This window comes from Clostridium acetobutylicum ATCC 824, from assembly GCF_000008765.1.
Taxonomy (GTDB): Bacteria; Bacillota; Clostridia; order Clostridiales; family Clostridiaceae; genus Clostridium_S; species Clostridium_S acetobutylicum.
The window spans coordinates 2,126,237-2,143,429 of the sequence record NC_003030.1 but is presented as its reverse complement, the minus strand read 5'-3'; the positions used below and the strand labels follow the sequence as shown (position 1 = coordinate 2,143,429).

Genomic DNA, 17,193 nt, shown 5'->3' with positions numbered 1-17,193 from the left:
ATTGGATTACCTAGTGTTGGTACAAAAATGACAAAGGTTATTCCGCAAAGCGATATATATAAATATTTGTATGACGAAGAATATAAAGGTGTAAGAGGATTTATAGCAGTTGATGAACATAGTAAAAATCTAAAAACATTATATGAGAATTACGAAGGAGCTAGACTTGATTATGATGGAACAATGTTCAAGATTGATAATGGTGTAAATGGAGTATCAACACAAATAGGGATACCAGATAAATTTTATGGAACTATCGAATATAAAGAAAATAATCCAGCAAAATTGATAATTCCAAGATGGGAAGCAAATGCTGAAAATTATCCATATACTGCAAGAGGCTTTACTGGAAGTAAAAATGTTGTATTACCTGAATTTACATATGAAAGAGGTTATGTAGGGAATTTTCAGAGTGGTGATATATTGAATATTAGAGATAGTAATAATGGGAAAGTAATACAACAATTTATCTATGATGAAGATTTAACTGAAAAATGGATTATAGGAGTGAAGTAGTGTGAAATATTCAATATATAAAGGAAAATTATATTTATCTAGTATTAGAAATATGAAAGTAAGGCTTAGATCAAGAGTGTACGAGGAAGGTTTTAAGGAATTAGTAGATTTACTAGGAAATATACATAATGATATATTTATAAAGGAAGTAACTATAGAAGATGTAGATATAATATATAACATAGAGTATAAAGTAATTTATAAAGGAAGAGAATTTATTCCTTGGGCTGTAGGAAAGTTTATATTGGATACTGGTAAAATTACATTAGGTACAAATGATGAAAAAGAGGCAAGACTTTATAATTTTAAAAAAGTAGAGCAATTTGTTTTTAAAAAAGAAGTTGAAATAGAAGAAGTAGATGCTCTAATTGAAATAAAAAAGCCTATCTTGAAATTTGAGAGCATGGGGGAGCAAGTTACTAGAATTGAACCAAAATATATAAAGGATTATTTAAAGAAGCTTTTAGAATAAATCATATTGGATAGTTAAGGGAGAAAATATTAGGATGAGTATATTCATACAAGAAAAAATAAATGAACTAAATAAAATATGTAAAGGTTCGGAAAAATATATAGAGAAATACAATGAAATTTTAAAATCTATAGTGAGTTTGAAGGGATTATATACTATAGTTAATAGAAATACAACGGATGATGATGTTAAGAACAATAAAGGTAAGTTTTTTTTGGATTAAATAATAATATTCCTACAATGTGGCTTTTTTCAGAACAAGAGATAGCAAAAGAATATGCACAATATTATCAATTTAAAAGAAAAGATATATATTTAGTGAAAATGGTTGAATTTGATGAACTGTTATTGACGTCTTATTTTGCAATGTTTGCTGGAGTTTGTCAGGTTATTATTGATGAAGGAAGAAACTTTATGACATGTAGTATATTTGATTTGGTAAATGAGTGTTTTATAAAGCAAGGACAACCACCGGTATTGACTAAAAGTGAATATCCAATTATGAATACCTTAAATAGTCTTAGGTTTTTAAATAATAAATTATGGGTTATAACGAGTGAAGATAAAGCAGATGAGAAATTGGTAACAAGAAAAATTACTCCTATAATCGAAAGGGATTGCATTAAGGTTTTTACGGACGAAACAGAGTGCAAGAAATATGGAAAAGAGTATGTAAATAAAAAAGAGATATCAATAGATATCAATAGATTGCAAGATATAATTAAAATTTTGATTGAAAATAACATTAAGAATGTAGAGTTTGTGATTGATAATGTTAAGACTAAAATGAGTGCAACTAAATTATATAATATATTACAGAGAATGAATATATAAAATGTCAATTAAACATGTAATTTATTTGATTAGTAGACGAAGTTTGGAGTAGTGTTATTAAAAATTTCATGAAAAAAGATGATGTAATAAATACACTATTAGGATTAATTCATTAGGAGGAGCTAGTTATGATATTTTTAGATAATTATTCTAAAAAGAATACATATATTAATATAACATCTGAAGGATATTCAATAGTTGATGCAAATAGTATAAAGGATATAGAAAATGGTGTAGGCGGATTTAGTGAAGATGGTGAACTATTAGGATTATATATTGATGATGGTAAATTATATTTCCAATATAATAATAAAAGTTATGAAACTAAGCCAGACGAAATAAATTGCACAAATGAAATACTAGATGATGGTAAGCGTAACTTCAGAGTAAAAATAAAGGAAGTCCTTGTCTGTAATATTATATATAAACCATATATAAGTCCATTTGTTTTAACATTCGGAGATGATGAAGATGAGTTCGATTTTTTACTTTATTTAAGCAATTTAATGGTAGATGAAAATTCTATTTTGAATTTTATTATGCGACTGAATAATTTAAATAAATACTATTCGAAATAATATAAAATGACAAAAGATCAATTAAAAATAAAATTAATTAACAACCAAATACCCAAAGAAGTATATTCATTAGATGGTAGAAGACCAAATGAAGCATATTGTTTAAATTATGTTAATGGTAAATGGGAAACTTATTATAGTGAAAGAGGAATAAAGTCCGAAAGGGAAGAATTTGACAATGAAAATGATGCATGTAACTATTTTTATAAATGGCTTATTGAATCACTAAAAAGCATGGGAATAATATAAAAGAACTGTAAAATTAGGAATGATATAACCACATGAATTATTGATAAAAGCTGGACAAATAGATAAACTTTTTACCAATGAGGAAGAGAAGTTTATCATTTAACTAATTATGGTGCGTACCAAGAAATTTATATCAAAATAAAAAAATATGGTAGTACTTGGACTTTGTATGAAGTTCAACGCGGAGAAAGATTTGAAATTTGTGAATTTGAAGATTATAATTTTGCAGTATGTGGAATATATGTTTTAATTAAAAAAATATTTGAACATCCAAATGCAAAATTATCAGTTAAGTGTGAGATCAGTAAGTGTGATGAAGATGAGTTAGATAGTATTGCAAAGATTTTAGAAAAAGAATTTAATAAAGAATTCTTTAGTATAGGTGAATTTAAAAGTAAAGCTATAATGATTGAGAATGTTGATGGACTTTATGATGTTAATTATTGTAGAGAAGATAATCAATTATATAATATTGTAAAAGGACGTGAATTTTCTAATGCAATAATAGTATTTTATAATTACATTTTGTTGTTGTCTGAATTTGAAAAATTAATAACGTGTATAACATTGATAATTCCATTAACAAGCGAAATAAAAGAAAAACTAAAGTGTTGTTATTTGGGAAAGTGAATTGAGATTTGCTTTAATTTCGTTGGAAATAGATAACTACAAAAAACATTTAAAGATTTTAATGTATATATAAAAGGTTGAAAAGTGAAAGTGATGAGTTTATTAAATTGAAAGATAAATACTTTATATATGGTTTAGTGGAAAATTAATGAATAGTAGATTAAGGGTGATTTAAGACTTTAAGGTTTTAAATCACCCTTAACTTTGGTGGAGCTTTAAACAAAATATTAGTTTCACTTGAATTATCATACATATGGGATGCATCACTTATTATGTGTCAAAACGTAACGGATTCTTTCCTTTATGAAGGATAAACCATATGAGCGTTATGAAATATTAAGGAATTTTGATTGTAAAGTAGGTGATATTGCACCTTGGTTTGATCAAAAAGGAATGGGTACACAATATTTCGCAAACTATAAGATAAAGGATATTGATGGTAATTATGTTGATGCTACAGAAGTGAAATAATCAAATCACTCAGACGAACCGCAGATATTGATGGTAATTATGTTGATGCTACAGTAGAGAATTTAAAAAATAATGGTTATATAAAAAATTGAAGTAAGGGGAATTTAGATATGAATATAAATCAAGTAGCAAGGTTACTTAATAAGGTTAATATAAAAACAATATCTGGAGAAAATTTTATTGAAGAATATCATGAACAAGGTGAAAATTATTATAAGGTAGAAAAAAAAGATAGAGAGTGGTTTTTTTCGTTTGTTAAAGGTGAGAGAAAAACTGAAGAAGAGGAAGAAATAAAAGAGACTTTTGATAATGAGCAAGACGCAAGTAAATATTATTACTTGATTGAATTATCTAAAAGGTATCACAATAAATACATTTATAAATTTCAAATGAATAATGAGGATATTAATATTGGTGAATATGAATGTTCTTTAAACAATCTTAAAGGAGCATTTGAAAGGATTGGAGTAAAAGATATATATTATAATTTTAATAACTTTATAAAAGAGCATAGTATTTGTTTAGAAAAAATAGATAATGAAACAAGTCGAGTAAAATTTATAGGTAATTATAATAAGGTGATTATTCAAACTTTGAAACTAGAAAATTGGCTTGCATATTATACTATGTATAGGCGTGTGTATGCTTTATTTTTATTAGACAAGCATTGTGAATTATTAATAAAAGCTGGAGAAATCGATAAAACTTTTACCGATGAAGAATATAGTATATTTATAAAATGATGAGTGAAGAGTATAAAGTAATTTACAAAGGAAGAGAATTTATTCCTTGGGCTGTAGGAAAGTTTATATTGAATACCATTTGATAAAACTGAATTCGATAATTTATATGCAATTTCTAAACAGGGAAAATTAGTATGGAGAGTTCAAGGATTAAATACAGTATTTCCAAATTAAAATAATCTTCCGTATGAGCAAATGAATGTTAATGGAAATGTTATAACTGCAAAAGATTTCTATGCTAGAAGATATTTTATTAATCCTTTGAATGGAAATATTGAGAAAAGTGATATTGTAAAGTAATAATATTGTTGATAAGCTGAAATTACTAAAGCGGAAATTTGGCAGTTTGGTTAAGATAATTGAAGAGTCGAAAGATCGTTTTCATTGTTTGATACATAAAACTACTTTAAATTAAAGAATAATTACAAGATTTTAATTGACTGTGATGGCATTATTTTATTTTGAAAAATTTGTGATAAAAATAAGTATATAAGAATAGTAGAGACAAATTTAAGTCTTTACTATTCTTTTTTAGCAACAATAATTTTATGAAAAAAGATTTAAGGTAAAGGCTTCATGGGGGATATATAAGTAAACAGTCTACATGTTTGCAGTACAAAAAGTATATTGCTATATATATAAAGATAGGATAATATTTGTAGGTATAATCATAGATAAACATATTTTTTACTTTAAGAAAATAAAAAAGGTGTTTATTAATTTATTTCAAGCATTAAGTGTTAAGAAGCTGGAACTAAGGAATAGAGGAAAGTGTTAGATTACATGTCTAGCACTTTTATTTCACATGTTAATGTTTTTTAGACGATATAAAATAGAAAATACAATATTTCCCTAAATTTGCAAAACAGTTAGATGGAAAGTTATTTCTTGCAGAGTAGAGAATAAAAATATTAAAAAAGTAATTTTATAAGGCAAATGGTACCTTAGAGTATAAGAAAATTTATATAAATACGTATTTATTTTATTAATTGACAAATTTAAGTATAAGTATTATTATAAGGCTAAATGTAATTATAAAGAAGAAATACATAAAAATGCATAAATATATTTGTAATAATTGCGTAATAAATAAAATATAGTATAAATGTATTTTAATTATATGCAGTTAATCAACACATAAGGGGGAAAATTAGAATGTTAAAAAAAATCATACTGATTATTGGAATCATATTGATTCTATTAATTATAGTAATGGTATTGATGTTTTCAAGGTTAAATAAACCTAGACAAGCCAATCAGAAAATTTTAAAAGCTAAAGAGGCAAATCCTAAAAGGGCATTAATTGTATATCAACCTTCAATGTCTAGTATTACTGATGAAGTAGCTAATCAAATTGCTAAAGGATTAAATACTCAAGGTTATGAAGTAACATTAAATTATCCTAGTAATCATTTATCTACGAATGTATCAGATTATTCAATAATTATTTTTGGAACACCTACCTATGGAGGGAAACCATTATCTATAGTAACAGATTATATTTCAAAAATAAAAAACATTTCACCTAGTCAAAAGATTGTTTTATTTTCAACAGGAGGAGATATGTCTAAAAAAAGTGAAATTGATATAATGGAAAAATACTTAAATGGAGTAAAACCGTATAGAAAAATTAAGTTTGAAAGTAAAAAATTTAAAGAAGAAGCATATGAGTTTGGAAAAAAATTATTAACTCAATAACAGAAATAGAACGAGTTTTAAGCTCCAATAATAATGGATATTTAACTGTATAGAGAATATGGTTAAATATCTTTTGAACATATGAAGGAGGAATATGATATGGTATATGCTAAAGCGTCTGCTTTAATTGAAAAGCAAATAGAACAAGTTTATGAATTCGTTTTAAATGGAGAAAACTTAAAATTATGGAAGCATAATATTTATAATGTAAAAAATACTTCTGGTGAACCTGTAGATGTTGGTACCGTTTTCTCTCAAGAAATAAGGATACCTACTGGTAGGATAATCAATGCGGATTTTAAGATAATAGAGTGTGAAAAAAATAAAAAAGTTGCCTTTGAAGTTCTTAAAGGTCCATATAAACCAATAGGCATATATTCTCTTGAATCGATAGATAATAAGACTAGGGTAACCTTCACAATGCAAGAGGAAGTTGAGATGAATGAAAAGACTAAAGCACATATTGAAAATGTGGTAAATACAATTCATGGTTTAAAGTTATATTTAGAAGCCAATAAGTAAAATAAAATTAGAGTTGGTTTATACTAAAAACTATTATTAAAATAATACATATTAATTATAATTTAAGGAAATAAATATTATGAAATTATTAATAAAAAACTTATCTAATGCTTTAACCTTATTGAGAGTAATGCTTACACTATTTTTAAATTATTATACTATAAATTATTTTTCAAAAGTGTTAATACCAGTAGTCCTTACTTTTTTTATATTTTTAACTGACATTTTAGATGGCAAACTTGCAAGGCTATTTAAAATAACATCGCCCCTCGGTGCTTTTTTTGATGTTGTGGCAGACTTATTTTATATAGTTCTTTCCTATATTGTGTAGTTGAGTTTTAATTTGCTCCCAATTTGGTTTTTAATTGTTATAATCTTAAAATCTGTGGAGTTTGTGATAACTTCTTTCTTTTTGCGTGATATAAGCAAAGAGATGATATTTTTTTCTGATTTACTTGGAAGAATTATTGTAATTATATTTTATGTTTTGCCAATAGCTACATATATAAGTGTTATGTTTTCACAATTTTTATATCTATTTATTATTCATATTTTTTTATATATAATTTGTTTTATGGCATTTGTTTCATCTGCACTAAGAATTAAAAGATGCATTCACTAGGGCTATGTATTATTATTTAAAAGGTTAAGGAGGTAATATCGTGATTAAAATTGCAATATTAACCATCAGCGATAAAGGATCTAGGGGAGAAAGAGTTGATGGTACAGGCTTAGAATTAAAAAAATTATTGGCTAATTTAGGTTACGAGATTAGCTTTTATAAAATTATCCCTGATGAAAGGCGTGATATAGAAAAAGAGTTAATTTACTTGGCTGATGAATTAAAAGTGAATTTGATTTTAACTAATGGTGGTACGGGCTTTGCCAAAAGAGATGTTACACCTGAGGCAACTAAAAGTGTGATTGAAAAAGATGTTCCTGGTATTAGTGAGGTTATGAGAATGAATTCTGTTAAAATTAACAGTCATGCAATGCTGTCAAGAGGAGTTTCGGGAATAAGAAAAGATTCTCTAATAATTAACCTTCCAGGAAGTACGAAGGCAGCTATAGAAAGTTTAGAATTTGTATTACCAGCTATTCCACATGGTATTGATATATTAAATGGTTATTCACTTAATTCTTCATATATACATAGTTAGTTGGAGGGAGTAAAAATGAATTTTTTTAAAGTGTCATCTGTGGACGAAACGAAAGATATTATAGATGAATATTTTCATCTTGAGGTAGAAGGCGAACAAGTTGATATTTTTAATTGTGTAAACAGAATAGCTTTTGATTATATTAGAGCGGATTGTAATATACCTGAATTTAAAAGGTCTACTGTGGATGGATTTGCAGTAAATTCACGAGATGTATTTGGAGCTACTGAAGCTATTCCAGCTATACTTACGCTTAAAGGTGAAATTCTTATGGGAAAAGTAACTGATTTTAATATAGTGGATGGTGAATGTGCTTATGTTCCAACTGGAGGTATGTTGCCGGAGTATGCTGATAGCGTAATTATGCTTGAATATACTCAGAAATTGGATGAAGATACCATACTAGTTTATTCTCCTGTAGCATCGGGAGATAACGTAATACAAAAGGGTGAGGATATACAAAATGACAATATAGTTATAAGAAAAGGTGAAAAAATTAGACCATATGAAGTAGGTGTACTTGCAAGTATTGGAATCAAACATGTAAATGTTTGCAAAAAAATCAAGGTGGGGATTATTTCTACTGGAAATGAATTAATAGCATGTGAAGATGAACTGACACTTGGTAAAATAAGAGACATAAATACATATATGCTTTGGGCCGCTATAATTGATGATGGAGCTGAACCTATAAATTATGGGATTGTTAAAGATGATTATAAGCTTTTAAAGCATACTATTTGCAGAGCAACTGAAGAATGCGATATTTTAGTGATTTCAGGTGGGAGCTCTGTTGGAAAAAAAGATCAAACTATAAAGGCCATTGAAGATTTTGAAGATGGAAAAATCTTAGTTCATGGCGTGTCGGTTAAGCCAGGAAAACCGACAATAGTAGCTAAAAAAGGAGATAAAATAATATTTGGTCTTCCGGGTCATCCTTTAGCATGCTCAATAGTATACATAATATTTATAAGGGAATATATAAATAAAGCCATGTGCTATAAAAAGGAAGTTTATGCTGTAAAGTCTATAATGAGTATTAATTATCATAAAGCTAAAGGACGTGAAGAATATTTGCCTGTTGCATTAGAAAATGATGGAGATAGGATTATTGCTAAACCCATATTTGGAAAATCCGGTTTAATATCTACATTTTCAAGAGCGTGGGGATATATAAAAATAGAAAAAGATTTAGAGGGCTTAAGGGAAGGACAAGTAGTTGAAATATATAAGTTGTAAGTAGTGATTTGTCATAATCAATATTATAAAACTCAATTAAATATATACGGAGGGTGGTAAATAATTTGGCTAATGAAATTTATTTGTCTAACAAAGATTTAGATGAATCTATAAAATTGTATTTTAATGAATTGTTACCGATAAAAAGTGAAAAAGAAATTCTAAATACCTATGAGGCATTAGGAAGAGTTTCGTTTTCACCAGTTTATGCTAAAATATCATCTCCATTTTATAATAGTTCTGCAATGGATGGTATAGCCGTTGACAGTAAAAAAACTTATGGTGCGTCTGATAGAAATCATGTAGAGCTAGTGGAGAATAAAGATTACATTGTGGTTGATACCGGCGATCCAATACCTAAGGAATATGATGCTGTAATTATGGTTGAAGACTTAATAAATATAGATAAACATAAGGTTGCAATATATAAAAGTGCAATTCCATGGCAGCATATTAGAACTATTGGAGAAGATATTGTTGAAAAACAGCTCATAATCCCATCTAAGCACGTTATTACCCCCGTTGATATAGGGGCTATGATAGCCGGAGGTATAAATAAGGTTTGTGTATATAAAATGCCAGTGGTTGGCATAATTCCAACAGGTGATGAAATAGTAGAACCAGGTGGAGAACTTAAAACGGGAGACATCATTGAATTTAATTCAAGAGTATTTTCGGCTCAAGTTAAGGAGTGGGGAGGTAATCCCGTAAGATTTGACATAGTAAAGGATGATTATGAACTAATAAAAGGAGTTGTGGCAACGGCTGTTGACAAATGTGACATTGTACTCGTAAATGCTGGCTCATCTGCAGGAAGGGAGGATTTTACATGCAGTGTTATAAAGGATTTAGGTAAAGTTTTAGTACATGGTATATCAGTAAAACCAGGTAAGCCAGTTGTGCTTGGTATTATTAAAGACAAGCCTGTTATTGGAATACCCGGATATCCAGTATCAGCTTATTTCATTATGGAAAATATTTGTAAAAAAGTAGTATATTCCTATAACGGAATGAATTTAATTGAGAAGAAAAAAAGGCAGGCTACATTATCTAGACGAATAATGTCATCTCTTAAATATCTAGAGTTTGTAAGAGTAAAATTAGCTTGCATAAGTGGAAAGTACATTGCAACTCCAATTAGTAGAGGAGCAGGAAATACAATGTCATTAGTAAGAGCAGATGGAATATTGAAAATTCCTCAAAATATTGAAGGTTATGAGGCTGGCACTAAGGTTAAGGTAGAGCTATTGAAAGATGAAGAGGAAATAAAAAATACTCTCACATGTATAGGAAGCCATGATATTATACTTGATATTGTATCCGATTTGCTTCACGTGAAGGAAGATAAGTATTTTTTGAGCTCTGCTCATGTAGGTAGTATGGGAGGGATTATGGCTTTAAAATCAGGGGAAACACATATTGCACCAATTCACTTATTAGATATGAAAGATGGAACATATAATATATCGTACATAAAAAAATATTTATGTGACAAAAATATAGCATTGATTAAGGGGGTAAAAAGAATACAAGGTTTAATGGTACCCAAAGGTAACCCATTAAACCTAAAAAGTATTGAAGATATATCAAAGTTTAGAAGAAGGTTTGTTAATAGACAAAGAGGAGCAGGAACTAGATTGCTTTTAGATTACAATTTAAAAAAGCTAAATATAAGTTCAAAGGATATAAATGGTTATGAAAGAGAAGAGTTTACGCACATTGCAGTGGCAGCAGTAGTAGCAGCAGGAGATGCAGACTGTGGCTTAGGAGTTTATTCTGCTGCTAAGTTAATGAATCTAGATTTTATAGAAATAGGAAATGAAGAATATGATTTTGCTATACCAAAGGAATTTCTTAAAATGGATGTGGTTAAAAAATTTATTGAGGTAATTCAATCTAATGAATTTAAAAGAGAGCTTGACAAAATTGGAGGATATAATTATGAAAATATAGGGAGTATAAAGGGATTTTTTTAATTTATACGGTTAATATGTTATTAATTTGAATATTATACAGAAAATCAACAACAAAAAATATAAAAAAAAATTTACAAATAGATGGATATGGTGTATTATTATACTATAATGTATATTTAAAGGATTATTTGTAATTAAATTCAATATAATAATTTGTGCAATAGTGGCTTTACGTTTTCTACATTAATCATTTGTAATTGAAATAAAATTATAATAATGTTAGATTTTCAAAGTTTCAGAAATTTCAAATGTTAGAGTATAAAGTTTCTATTTCTAAAAAATGAAGTATTATATGTAATATTAGTGAGTTTTAAATAGAATTAAAATAATAAAAATAATATTTTTTATTAATTATTAATATGGAGATGTATGAGATTGAATGAGCTATATAGTGGAAAAAATGCATTTATATTTCAAGGAGTGGGAATTAAGTATCAAAAGTTTTTAACTCTGTTAGATGAAAGCCAAAGGGAGTTACTTAAAGAATACTGTTCTATTGTATATAAAAAAATTAAATTGGACTTATGGGGGTATCTAACTAGGTCATTGTCTGGAGAGTATGACGATAAATTCAGTGATTGGGTTTCTATTTATACAATTGATTGTGTTGTTTATAATACATATATTGAAGATGGAATTAAGCCTTCTGTGCTTTTAGGATATAGCATGGGCTTAATTACTGCATTAGCTTGTGGGAAGGCTATTTCTTTTGAAGAGGGATTGGAGCTTTTATCAATGTCATATAACTATCCTAAATATACATCAAGAAAGGATGAAGGTATGGGATTAGTTACGGGTATGACTTGTAGCGATATAAAAAAAATAATTGACAAAAATGAATTGGGTGATTATGCATATATAGCTAGTGAAAACAATGAATATTGTATACTTGTTTCTGGTATGAAAAATAGAGTAGATAAACTATTATCAATAGCATTAACGGAGGGAGCATTGAGTGCTAAAGATATTGACTCACCATATGCATTCCATTCTAAATATGCTTTGATTGGAATTGAGGAATATGAAAAACTTGTGTCTAGATTGTGTGTGTGCAATTTAAAAATACCTATAATCTCTAGCTATGATCAAAGAATTATTGTAGATTCATGTGAGTTGAAAAAAGAGCTTGTAAAAAATGTGTGGGGCGAAATGAAATGGATGGCATCAGTAGAAAAGGCAATTAACATTAACAATTATAATTTCTTTGAAGTAAGTTTAATCGATTCTATTTCTAGATTTTCAAGAATGATTAATAGTAATTGCAAATTCTTTACATATAAAAGCTTTATGAAAATAAAAAATGTACAAGTACAGAATTAAAAATGTTACATAAATATTTTTAAAGTAAGGTGTTAAGCGTATGAATTCTAAAGTGATAGATAATAATATAGTGTACATAAACCTATCTGAAAAAAAGGTGACATACGAGAGAATAACTTGTGAATATAGAAAGAAGTATATTGGAGGAACTGGTATAAATACAAAAATACTTTTTGAGTCTGAAGCTATGTATAATGATGCTTTATCAGAAAAAAATGTATTGATATTTGGTGCAGGTGCTGCAGTTGGTACAAGTCTCCTTACAGGTAATCGTAGTACAATAACTGCTAAAAGTCCATTAACAGATATATACGGAGATTCTAATATAGGAGGAAGTTTTCCAACAACTATGAGATCAGTTGGAATAGATCACTTAGTATTTCAAGGTAAATCAGAAAATCCTATATATATTTTTATAGACGAAAAGGGTAATGTTAAATTTGAAGATGCTTCTGATTTATGGGGGTTCTATACAGATAAAACTACAGATATTTTGTCGAAGAGGCATAATAATTGTGAAATATCATGTATAGGTCCTGCTGGTGAAAATTTGATACGTTATGCAAGCGTATTTATGTCAAAAACACATGTAGCTGGACGCATGGGCATGGGATGTATAATGGGATCAAAGAAATTAAAAGCTATTGTAATTGAACGCAAAAAATGTGAAGTTCCTATGTATAATAGGGAAAAAATCAGATCTATATCGAAGCTTTGGATAGAACAAAGTCATACATCGATTCAATTCAAGGTAATGGGTCTCAGTGGTACGTTATTACTAATGGACAAATATGGTGAAGCTAAATGTCTGCCAGTTGAAAATGCTCAACGAGGCTATGATAAAAAATGCGAAAATTTATCACCTATGGTATTTAAGAAAGAGTTTGAAACTAAGAAAGTGCCATGTAAATTTTGTACATTAGGATGTGGAAAAGCTTATGAAATTAAAAAGGGAAAATATAAGGGTGAGAAAGGCGAAAGAATAGAATATGGTTCTGCAACCAGTTTTGGACCTAATGTTGGTATATATGATTATTCAGATGTGCTGCATTTAAAATTATTATGCGATAAGCTGGGAATGGATACTATAGAAGTAGCGGCTACAATAGCTCTGATTTTAGAATGTCAAAAACGTGGAGTTTTAAGGGAAGATATTACTGAAGGCAGAAAATTTCAATTTGGAAATGTGGATGACATAGAATATCTTATGCATAAGATAAGTGATCGTTCTGGAATAGGTGATATACTTGCCGAAGGTGCATACAGAGCATCTAAGACACTGAAGGTTGAAAAATATGCATTTTGTATAAAAAAGGCGTCAACAGGACTTCATTCCAATCAAAAAAAAGCATGGTCTTTAGGTTATATTACATCTACTCGAGGCGGAGATCATTTGAAGGATTTTCCGTTTACATCAGTTTTTTCTAATCCTCTTACAGATTCATTGGGCACACATATATTTAAAAGAAAGTTTAAAGGTACTTTAAGTAAAGATAAGGAACAGGGAAGAGTTGTGTGGTGGCATGAAAATTATAAATATGTAATTGATTCTTTAGGAATTTGTTTATTTTGTATGCAGAGTATTACACCACAGGGACATGCATTCTTTGATGAATTTGCAGAAATATTAAGTGCATTATTTAATATTGAGGTTACAAAAGAGGATATGTTTTATGCAGGTGAAAGGATTTATCAGCTTCAAAATGCTTTTAATATAAATTGCGGAATGAAGCTTGAGGATTATAAATGGCCATCAAGAGAAAAAGAAGAAGATATTGAAGATGAATTCATTAAAGATTCAACAATTGAAGTAAGGGATTCACCAGGAATGTTGCCAGAGTATTTCTATTTTAGGGGATTAAGCAGTGAGGGATTTCCTACTACTAAACGTTTTAAGGAACTGCAGCTAGATGAATATATAGAAAGAATTAAAGTAGATGATAGTGCAATTACAGATTCATTTGAAAACTTATTATTAAAAGTAAGTTTGAATGTAAATCTTAAGTTCATGGAGAAGCTAATAGGTCGCTTAGTATATAAAATAGTTGCAAAAAAAATAGATAAACAAGTTGCTTTATTAAATCAAAATAAGTAACTAAAATAAATAATATAATTTTAGGAGGAAAAAACTATGAGAGAATTAACATCAGAAATTAAAAAGGAAATAAGAGACATTGTCTATGATTTTTTTTCAGAGGAGTGTGAAGTAGATATAAATGAATTAAATGATAATACTTCTGTAGTTGATGATTTAGATGGTGATTCATTAATGTTGATTGAGTTAGTTGATATACTGAAGAAAAAATATTCTTTAAACATTCAATTACAAAGTATTGGAAAATATTTATTGAAAAATCCTGCAGAGACATTAGAAAAAGTAGTACAAACGACATATCTCTTATATGAATATGAAAATGATATTACTAATGTAGGAGAAAAATAGTATATGTCAAAAGAGATTTATGAATCAGGAATCGTAAATTTTAGTATCGAAGATAAAATAGGGATTCTTACTATAAGTAATGGAAAACAAAATAAATTAGACAAGGCAGATTTTTTGGATTTGAATTATTTAAAACAATGGATAGATTCTTCTTATTTAAGAGGTCTTATTATTTATGGAGAAGGAAGACATTTTTCATCCGGTGCAAATGTGGACAACCTACGTGTGAACAAAGAAAATATAGAATACTTAAGAGAAAGTTTAGAATGTGGTAAAAAAATTTTGAGTTATATAGAAGCACTTCCGATTATTACAGTTGCAGCAATTAGTGGGATTTGTTTTGGGGGAGGCTTAGAAATTGCGTTAAGTTGTCAATTTAGAATATGTACTGAAAATGCAATTTTTGGCTTTCCAGAGGCTAATATTGGTATAATGCCAGGGCTAGGAGGAACCATTAGATTACCTAAGCTTGTTGGAAAAAGAAAAGCCTTAAATATGATTGTTTCTGGTAAGTATATAGATGCTGAGGAGGCATTTAGTATTGGTTTAGTTGATAAAATTGTAGATAATAAAAGTCACATTAGCTATTCTAAACAATTTATTAATGAACTTTTTGAGGGTAAAACAACCCGTCAGATAAAAAGTATTATTAATTCGGTAAATAATTCTTTCGTTAAGACAAGTGAAGTTGCTTTAAAAAGTGAAGGGGAAATGTTTTTGAATTTGGTAAAAAAATTGTAGAATCCATTTAATAGGATGGTGATGTATATATGGATACTGTTGATTATAAATCACATAAAAATGTTGAAATATCAAATGTTGAGTTCGATGTGACAGAGCTTATAAAAACCGAAGAGGGAAGCCCTGAGGTTATATTTGATTACATATATGATTTGACAAAATTCACAAAATGGTTTAGTTTCTTCCCCTTTATATGGGGTAGTTCAAAGTCTAAATATTGGGATGTAGGCAATGAGGTTAAATTCAAATGCTCTATACCACCTTTTAGCTATATTTTAAGATGCGTGGAAGTAGTTCCTAATAAATATATATTGTCTGAAATCCATGGCTTTTTAAAAGGAAGTTTTAAAATAGAGCTTATTCCAACAGAAGATGGAATACTATTAGATAAGAAACTTATTGTTTCTGGAAAAACTCCAATAGGAAATAGCTATTATATGACAGGAGCAAAGCGTATGCACAAGCCTTATGTAAAATGGAGATTAAAGATTTTAAAAAGAATTTTAAGAGGAAATATTATAAATAAGAGGGAGTACATTGATTATGGAGCATGAATATAGGCTTGAGGTAAGAGGGTACGAATTAGATTCATTTGGTCATGTTAATAATGCAGTGTATTTAAATTACTTAGAAGCTGCAAGGTGGGATTTATGCAGTAAGCTTAATTTAACTGATTATAATGAAAGTAATGAATTATTTATAGTTGTAATTGAAACTAACATTAAATATATCAGAGAATTAAAATTGTTTGATAAAGTACTTATAAAAACTGAACTTACTTATGAAGATGACTATTTAATATTTAAACATAATATTTACAATGAGGTCACAAAAAGAAAGGCTTCAGTAGCTAAATCTAAAATGGTTTTAGTATCAAAACAAAGAATTATATATGAAATTCCTCAATTTATTAAAGATAAGCTGGATATATGTGCTTATGGGTAAGAATAAAAAGTTTCATATAAATATAATTAATCGTGTTGCTTTTGCATATGTGTATAGTCTAAATGATTTAATATGCTGTAAGCATGTACTTGATGACGACATTGCTAAAAACAAAATAATTGCTTTTACAGTTGTTTTTCATGTAGATAATTCTTTGTTTGTTATAGATGAAAAAATTAAAAATGAGCTATTTTGTTGGTTTCAAGGGTTAGAAGTGATTTCTTTAGCTGTTATGAATAGTTATTGTTCTGGGGACTTATTACAATTAATTATGATGTTTGATATAAGGCTAGGCGGAGATGAAATTTCAGTTGATTTTAAAAATTGTGAAAATACTTACAAATTAATTGTGGGAAATGAAAGAGAAGAAGCAGATAAGGAACTTCAAACTAATAAATGCTATGGCACTGATGAGCTTTACAATAAGCGATTTATAAATAGCATAATTGATATTGAAGTTGCTGAAGCTCAAGTAATGGAATACCTAGATAAAATGATATGCAATAGACAGGATATTCAAATAAGGTGTATAAAAAAATGCCTTAATAATTATAGGATGCATAATAAAGAATTTAATCAAAAATTATTATTGTATGGTGAATTTAAACAATTTTGTGTATTGGTTATTAAAGATCATTTAAATGGAAGGGAATAAT

At 28.1% G+C, this 17,193-nt stretch carries 22 protein-coding genes; all 22 read left to right on the top strand.

The features are described from left to right. Positions 1-27 precede the first annotated feature (27 nt). The 22 genes from CA_RS10510 to CA_RS10405 all read left to right on the top strand — a co-directional run bounded on the left by CA_RS10510 (position 28) and on the right by CA_RS10405 (position 17,192). Positions 28-516: a hypothetical protein gene (locus tag CA_RS10510; protein ID WP_010965336.1), complete on the top strand. Its 489-nt coding sequence runs from the start codon at positions 28-30 to the stop codon at positions 514-516. Position 517: 1 nt separating this feature from the next. Beyond that, positions 518-988, top strand: coding sequence for a hypothetical protein (locus CA_RS10505; RefSeq protein WP_010965335.1), 471 nt, complete (start codon positions 518-520; stop codon positions 986-988). 34 nt (positions 989-1,022) lie between these two features. Next, positions 1,023-1,211, top strand: coding sequence for a hypothetical protein (locus CA_RS10500; RefSeq protein WP_010965334.1), 189 nt, complete (start codon positions 1,023-1,025; stop codon positions 1,209-1,211). Positions 1,212-1,312: 101 nt separating this feature from the next. Further along, positions 1,313-1,822: a hypothetical protein gene (locus CA_RS10495; RefSeq protein ID WP_241428627.1), complete on the top strand. Its 510-nt coding sequence runs from the start codon at positions 1,313-1,315 to the stop codon at positions 1,820-1,822. 128 nt (positions 1,823-1,950) lie between these two features. Continuing rightward, a complete protein-coding gene (locus CA_RS10490) occupies positions 1,951-2,400 on the top strand; it encodes a hypothetical protein (protein ID WP_010965332.1) in 450 nt (149 codons plus the stop codon). 6 nt (positions 2,401-2,406) lie between these two features. Continuing rightward, positions 2,407-2,649, top strand: coding sequence for a hypothetical protein (locus CA_RS10485; RefSeq protein ID WP_010965331.1), 243 nt, complete (start codon positions 2,407-2,409; stop codon positions 2,647-2,649). A gap of 165 nt (positions 2,650-2,814) precedes the next feature. Then, positions 2,815-3,279 (top strand): hypothetical protein, encoded by a 465-nt coding sequence (locus CA_RS10480; RefSeq protein ID WP_010965330.1) that lies wholly within the window; start codon positions 2,815-2,817, stop codon positions 3,277-3,279. 303 nt (positions 3,280-3,582) lie between these two features. Continuing rightward, positions 3,583-3,750 (top strand): glycohydrolase toxin TNT-related protein, encoded by a 168-nt coding sequence (locus tag CA_RS10475; RefSeq protein WP_010965329.1) that lies wholly within the window; start codon positions 3,583-3,585, stop codon positions 3,748-3,750. A 110-nt stretch (positions 3,751-3,860) separates the two neighbouring features. Then, complete coding sequence (locus tag CA_RS10470) at positions 3,861-4,493, top strand: hypothetical protein (protein ID WP_010965328.1); 633 nt, start codon at positions 3,861-3,863, stop codon at positions 4,491-4,493. Positions 4,494-5,648: 1,155 nt separating this feature from the next. Next, positions 5,649-6,191, top strand: a complete 543-nt coding sequence (locus CA_RS10465) for a flavodoxin family protein (RefSeq protein ID WP_010965326.1) — start codon at positions 5,649-5,651, stop codon at positions 6,189-6,191. A 99-nt stretch (positions 6,192-6,290) separates the two neighbouring features. Then, complete coding sequence (locus CA_RS10460) at positions 6,291-6,713, top strand: SRPBCC domain-containing protein (RefSeq protein ID WP_010965325.1); 423 nt, start codon at positions 6,291-6,293, stop codon at positions 6,711-6,713. Positions 6,714-6,792: 79 nt separating this feature from the next. Next, positions 6,793-7,044 carry a CDP-alcohol phosphatidyltransferase family protein gene (locus CA_RS20230; RefSeq protein WP_010965324.1) on the top strand — a complete coding sequence of 84 codons (252 nt, stop codon included), beginning with the start codon at positions 6,793-6,795 and terminating at the stop codon, positions 7,042-7,044. A 331-nt stretch (positions 7,045-7,375) separates the two neighbouring features. After that, complete coding sequence (locus tag CA_RS10450) at positions 7,376-7,873, top strand: MogA/MoaB family molybdenum cofactor biosynthesis protein (RefSeq protein WP_010965322.1); 498 nt, start codon at positions 7,376-7,378, stop codon at positions 7,871-7,873. A gap of 15 nt (positions 7,874-7,888) precedes the next feature. After that, entirely contained in the window at positions 7,889-9,112 is a 1,224-nt protein-coding gene (locus tag CA_RS10445; RefSeq protein WP_010965321.1) for a molybdopterin molybdotransferase MoeA, read from the top strand. 65 nt (positions 9,113-9,177) lie between these two features. Then, the gene (locus CA_RS10440) at positions 9,178-11,088 is read left to right on the top strand and encodes a molybdopterin biosynthesis protein (protein ID WP_010965320.1); all 1,911 of its coding nucleotides are present in this window, start codon (positions 9,178-9,180) and stop codon (positions 11,086-11,088) included. Positions 11,089-11,457: 369 nt separating this feature from the next. Then, positions 11,458-12,408: an ACP S-malonyltransferase gene (locus CA_RS10435; protein WP_010965319.1), complete on the top strand. Its 951-nt coding sequence runs from the start codon at positions 11,458-11,460 to the stop codon at positions 12,406-12,408. A gap of 40 nt (positions 12,409-12,448) precedes the next feature. Beyond that, positions 12,449-14,503 (top strand): aldehyde ferredoxin oxidoreductase family protein, encoded by a 2,055-nt coding sequence (locus tag CA_RS10430; RefSeq protein WP_010965318.1) that lies wholly within the window; start codon positions 12,449-12,451, stop codon positions 14,501-14,503. Between the two features lie 36 nt (positions 14,504-14,539). Further along, positions 14,540-14,851 carry an acyl carrier protein gene (locus tag CA_RS10425; RefSeq protein WP_010965317.1) on the top strand — a complete coding sequence of 104 codons (312 nt, stop codon included), beginning with the start codon at positions 14,540-14,542 and terminating at the stop codon, positions 14,849-14,851. Between the two features lie 3 nt (positions 14,852-14,854). Further along, positions 14,855-15,592: an enoyl-CoA hydratase/isomerase family protein gene (locus CA_RS10420; RefSeq protein WP_010965316.1), complete on the top strand. Its 738-nt coding sequence runs from the start codon at positions 14,855-14,857 to the stop codon at positions 15,590-15,592. 29 nt (positions 15,593-15,621) lie between these two features. Further along, entirely contained in the window at positions 15,622-16,146 is a 525-nt protein-coding gene (locus tag CA_RS10415) for a hypothetical protein (RefSeq protein WP_010965315.1), read from the top strand. After that, positions 16,136-16,537 carry an acyl-CoA thioesterase gene (locus CA_RS10410; protein ID WP_241393082.1) on the top strand — a complete coding sequence of 134 codons (402 nt, stop codon included), beginning with the start codon at positions 16,136-16,138 and terminating at the stop codon, positions 16,535-16,537. The genes CA_RS10415 and CA_RS10410 overlap by 11 nt, the downstream gene beginning before the upstream one ends. Next, the gene (locus tag CA_RS10405) at positions 16,530-17,192 is read left to right on the top strand and encodes a hypothetical protein (protein WP_014518952.1); all 663 of its coding nucleotides are present in this window, start codon (positions 16,530-16,532) and stop codon (positions 17,190-17,192) included. The genes CA_RS10410 and CA_RS10405 overlap by 8 nt, the downstream gene beginning before the upstream one ends. Position 17,193 lies beyond the last annotated feature (1 nt).

Bases quoted from the DNA above. Each gene is read 5' to 3' on its own strand.
- CA_RS10490 (WP_010965332.1), top strand. From the start codon at position 1,951: ATGATATTTTTAGATAATTATTCTAAAAAGAATACATATATTAATATA.
- CA_RS10495 (WP_241428627.1), top strand. From the start codon at position 1,313: ATGGTTGAATTTGATGAACTGTTATTGACGTCTTATTTTGCAATGTTT.
- CA_RS10460 (WP_010965325.1), top strand. From the start codon at position 6,291: ATGGTATATGCTAAAGCGTCTGCTTTAATTGAAAAGCAAATAGAACAA.
- CA_RS10500 (WP_010965334.1), top strand. From the start codon at position 1,023: ATGAGTATATTCATACAAGAAAAAATAAATGAACTAAATAAAATATGT.
- CA_RS10475 (WP_010965329.1), top strand. From the start codon at position 3,583: ATGAAGGATAAACCATATGAGCGTTATGAAATATTAAGGAATTTTGAT.
- CA_RS10465 (WP_010965326.1), top strand. From the start codon at position 5,649: ATGTTAAAAAAAATCATACTGATTATTGGAATCATATTGATTCTATTA.
- CA_RS10470 (WP_010965328.1), top strand. From the start codon at position 3,861: ATGAATATAAATCAAGTAGCAAGGTTACTTAATAAGGTTAATATAAAA.
- CA_RS10405 (WP_014518952.1), top strand. From the start codon at position 16,530: ATGGGTAAGAATAAAAAGTTTCATATAAATATAATTAATCGTGTTGCT.
- CA_RS10435 (WP_010965319.1), top strand. From the start codon at position 11,458: ATGAGATTGAATGAGCTATATAGTGGAAAAAATGCATTTATATTTCAA.
- CA_RS10510 (WP_010965336.1), top strand. From the start codon at position 28: ATGACAAAGGTTATTCCGCAAAGCGATATATATAAATATTTGTATGAC.
- CA_RS20230 (WP_010965324.1), top strand. From the start codon at position 6,793: ATGAAATTATTAATAAAAAACTTATCTAATGCTTTAACCTTATTGAGA.
- CA_RS10445 (WP_010965321.1), top strand. From the start codon at position 7,889: ATGAATTTTTTTAAAGTGTCATCTGTGGACGAAACGAAAGATATTATA.
- CA_RS10430 (WP_010965318.1), top strand. From the start codon at position 12,449: ATGAATTCTAAAGTGATAGATAATAATATAGTGTACATAAACCTATCT.
- CA_RS10410 (WP_241393082.1), top strand. From the start codon at position 16,136: ATGGAGCATGAATATAGGCTTGAGGTAAGAGGGTACGAATTAGATTCA.
- CA_RS10420 (WP_010965316.1), top strand. From the start codon at position 14,855: ATGTCAAAAGAGATTTATGAATCAGGAATCGTAAATTTTAGTATCGAA.
- CA_RS10485 (WP_010965331.1), top strand. From the start codon at position 2,407: ATGACAAAAGATCAATTAAAAATAAAATTAATTAACAACCAAATACCC.
- CA_RS10425 (WP_010965317.1), top strand. From the start codon at position 14,540: ATGAGAGAATTAACATCAGAAATTAAAAAGGAAATAAGAGACATTGTC.
- CA_RS10415 (WP_010965315.1), top strand. From the start codon at position 15,622: ATGGATACTGTTGATTATAAATCACATAAAAATGTTGAAATATCAAAT.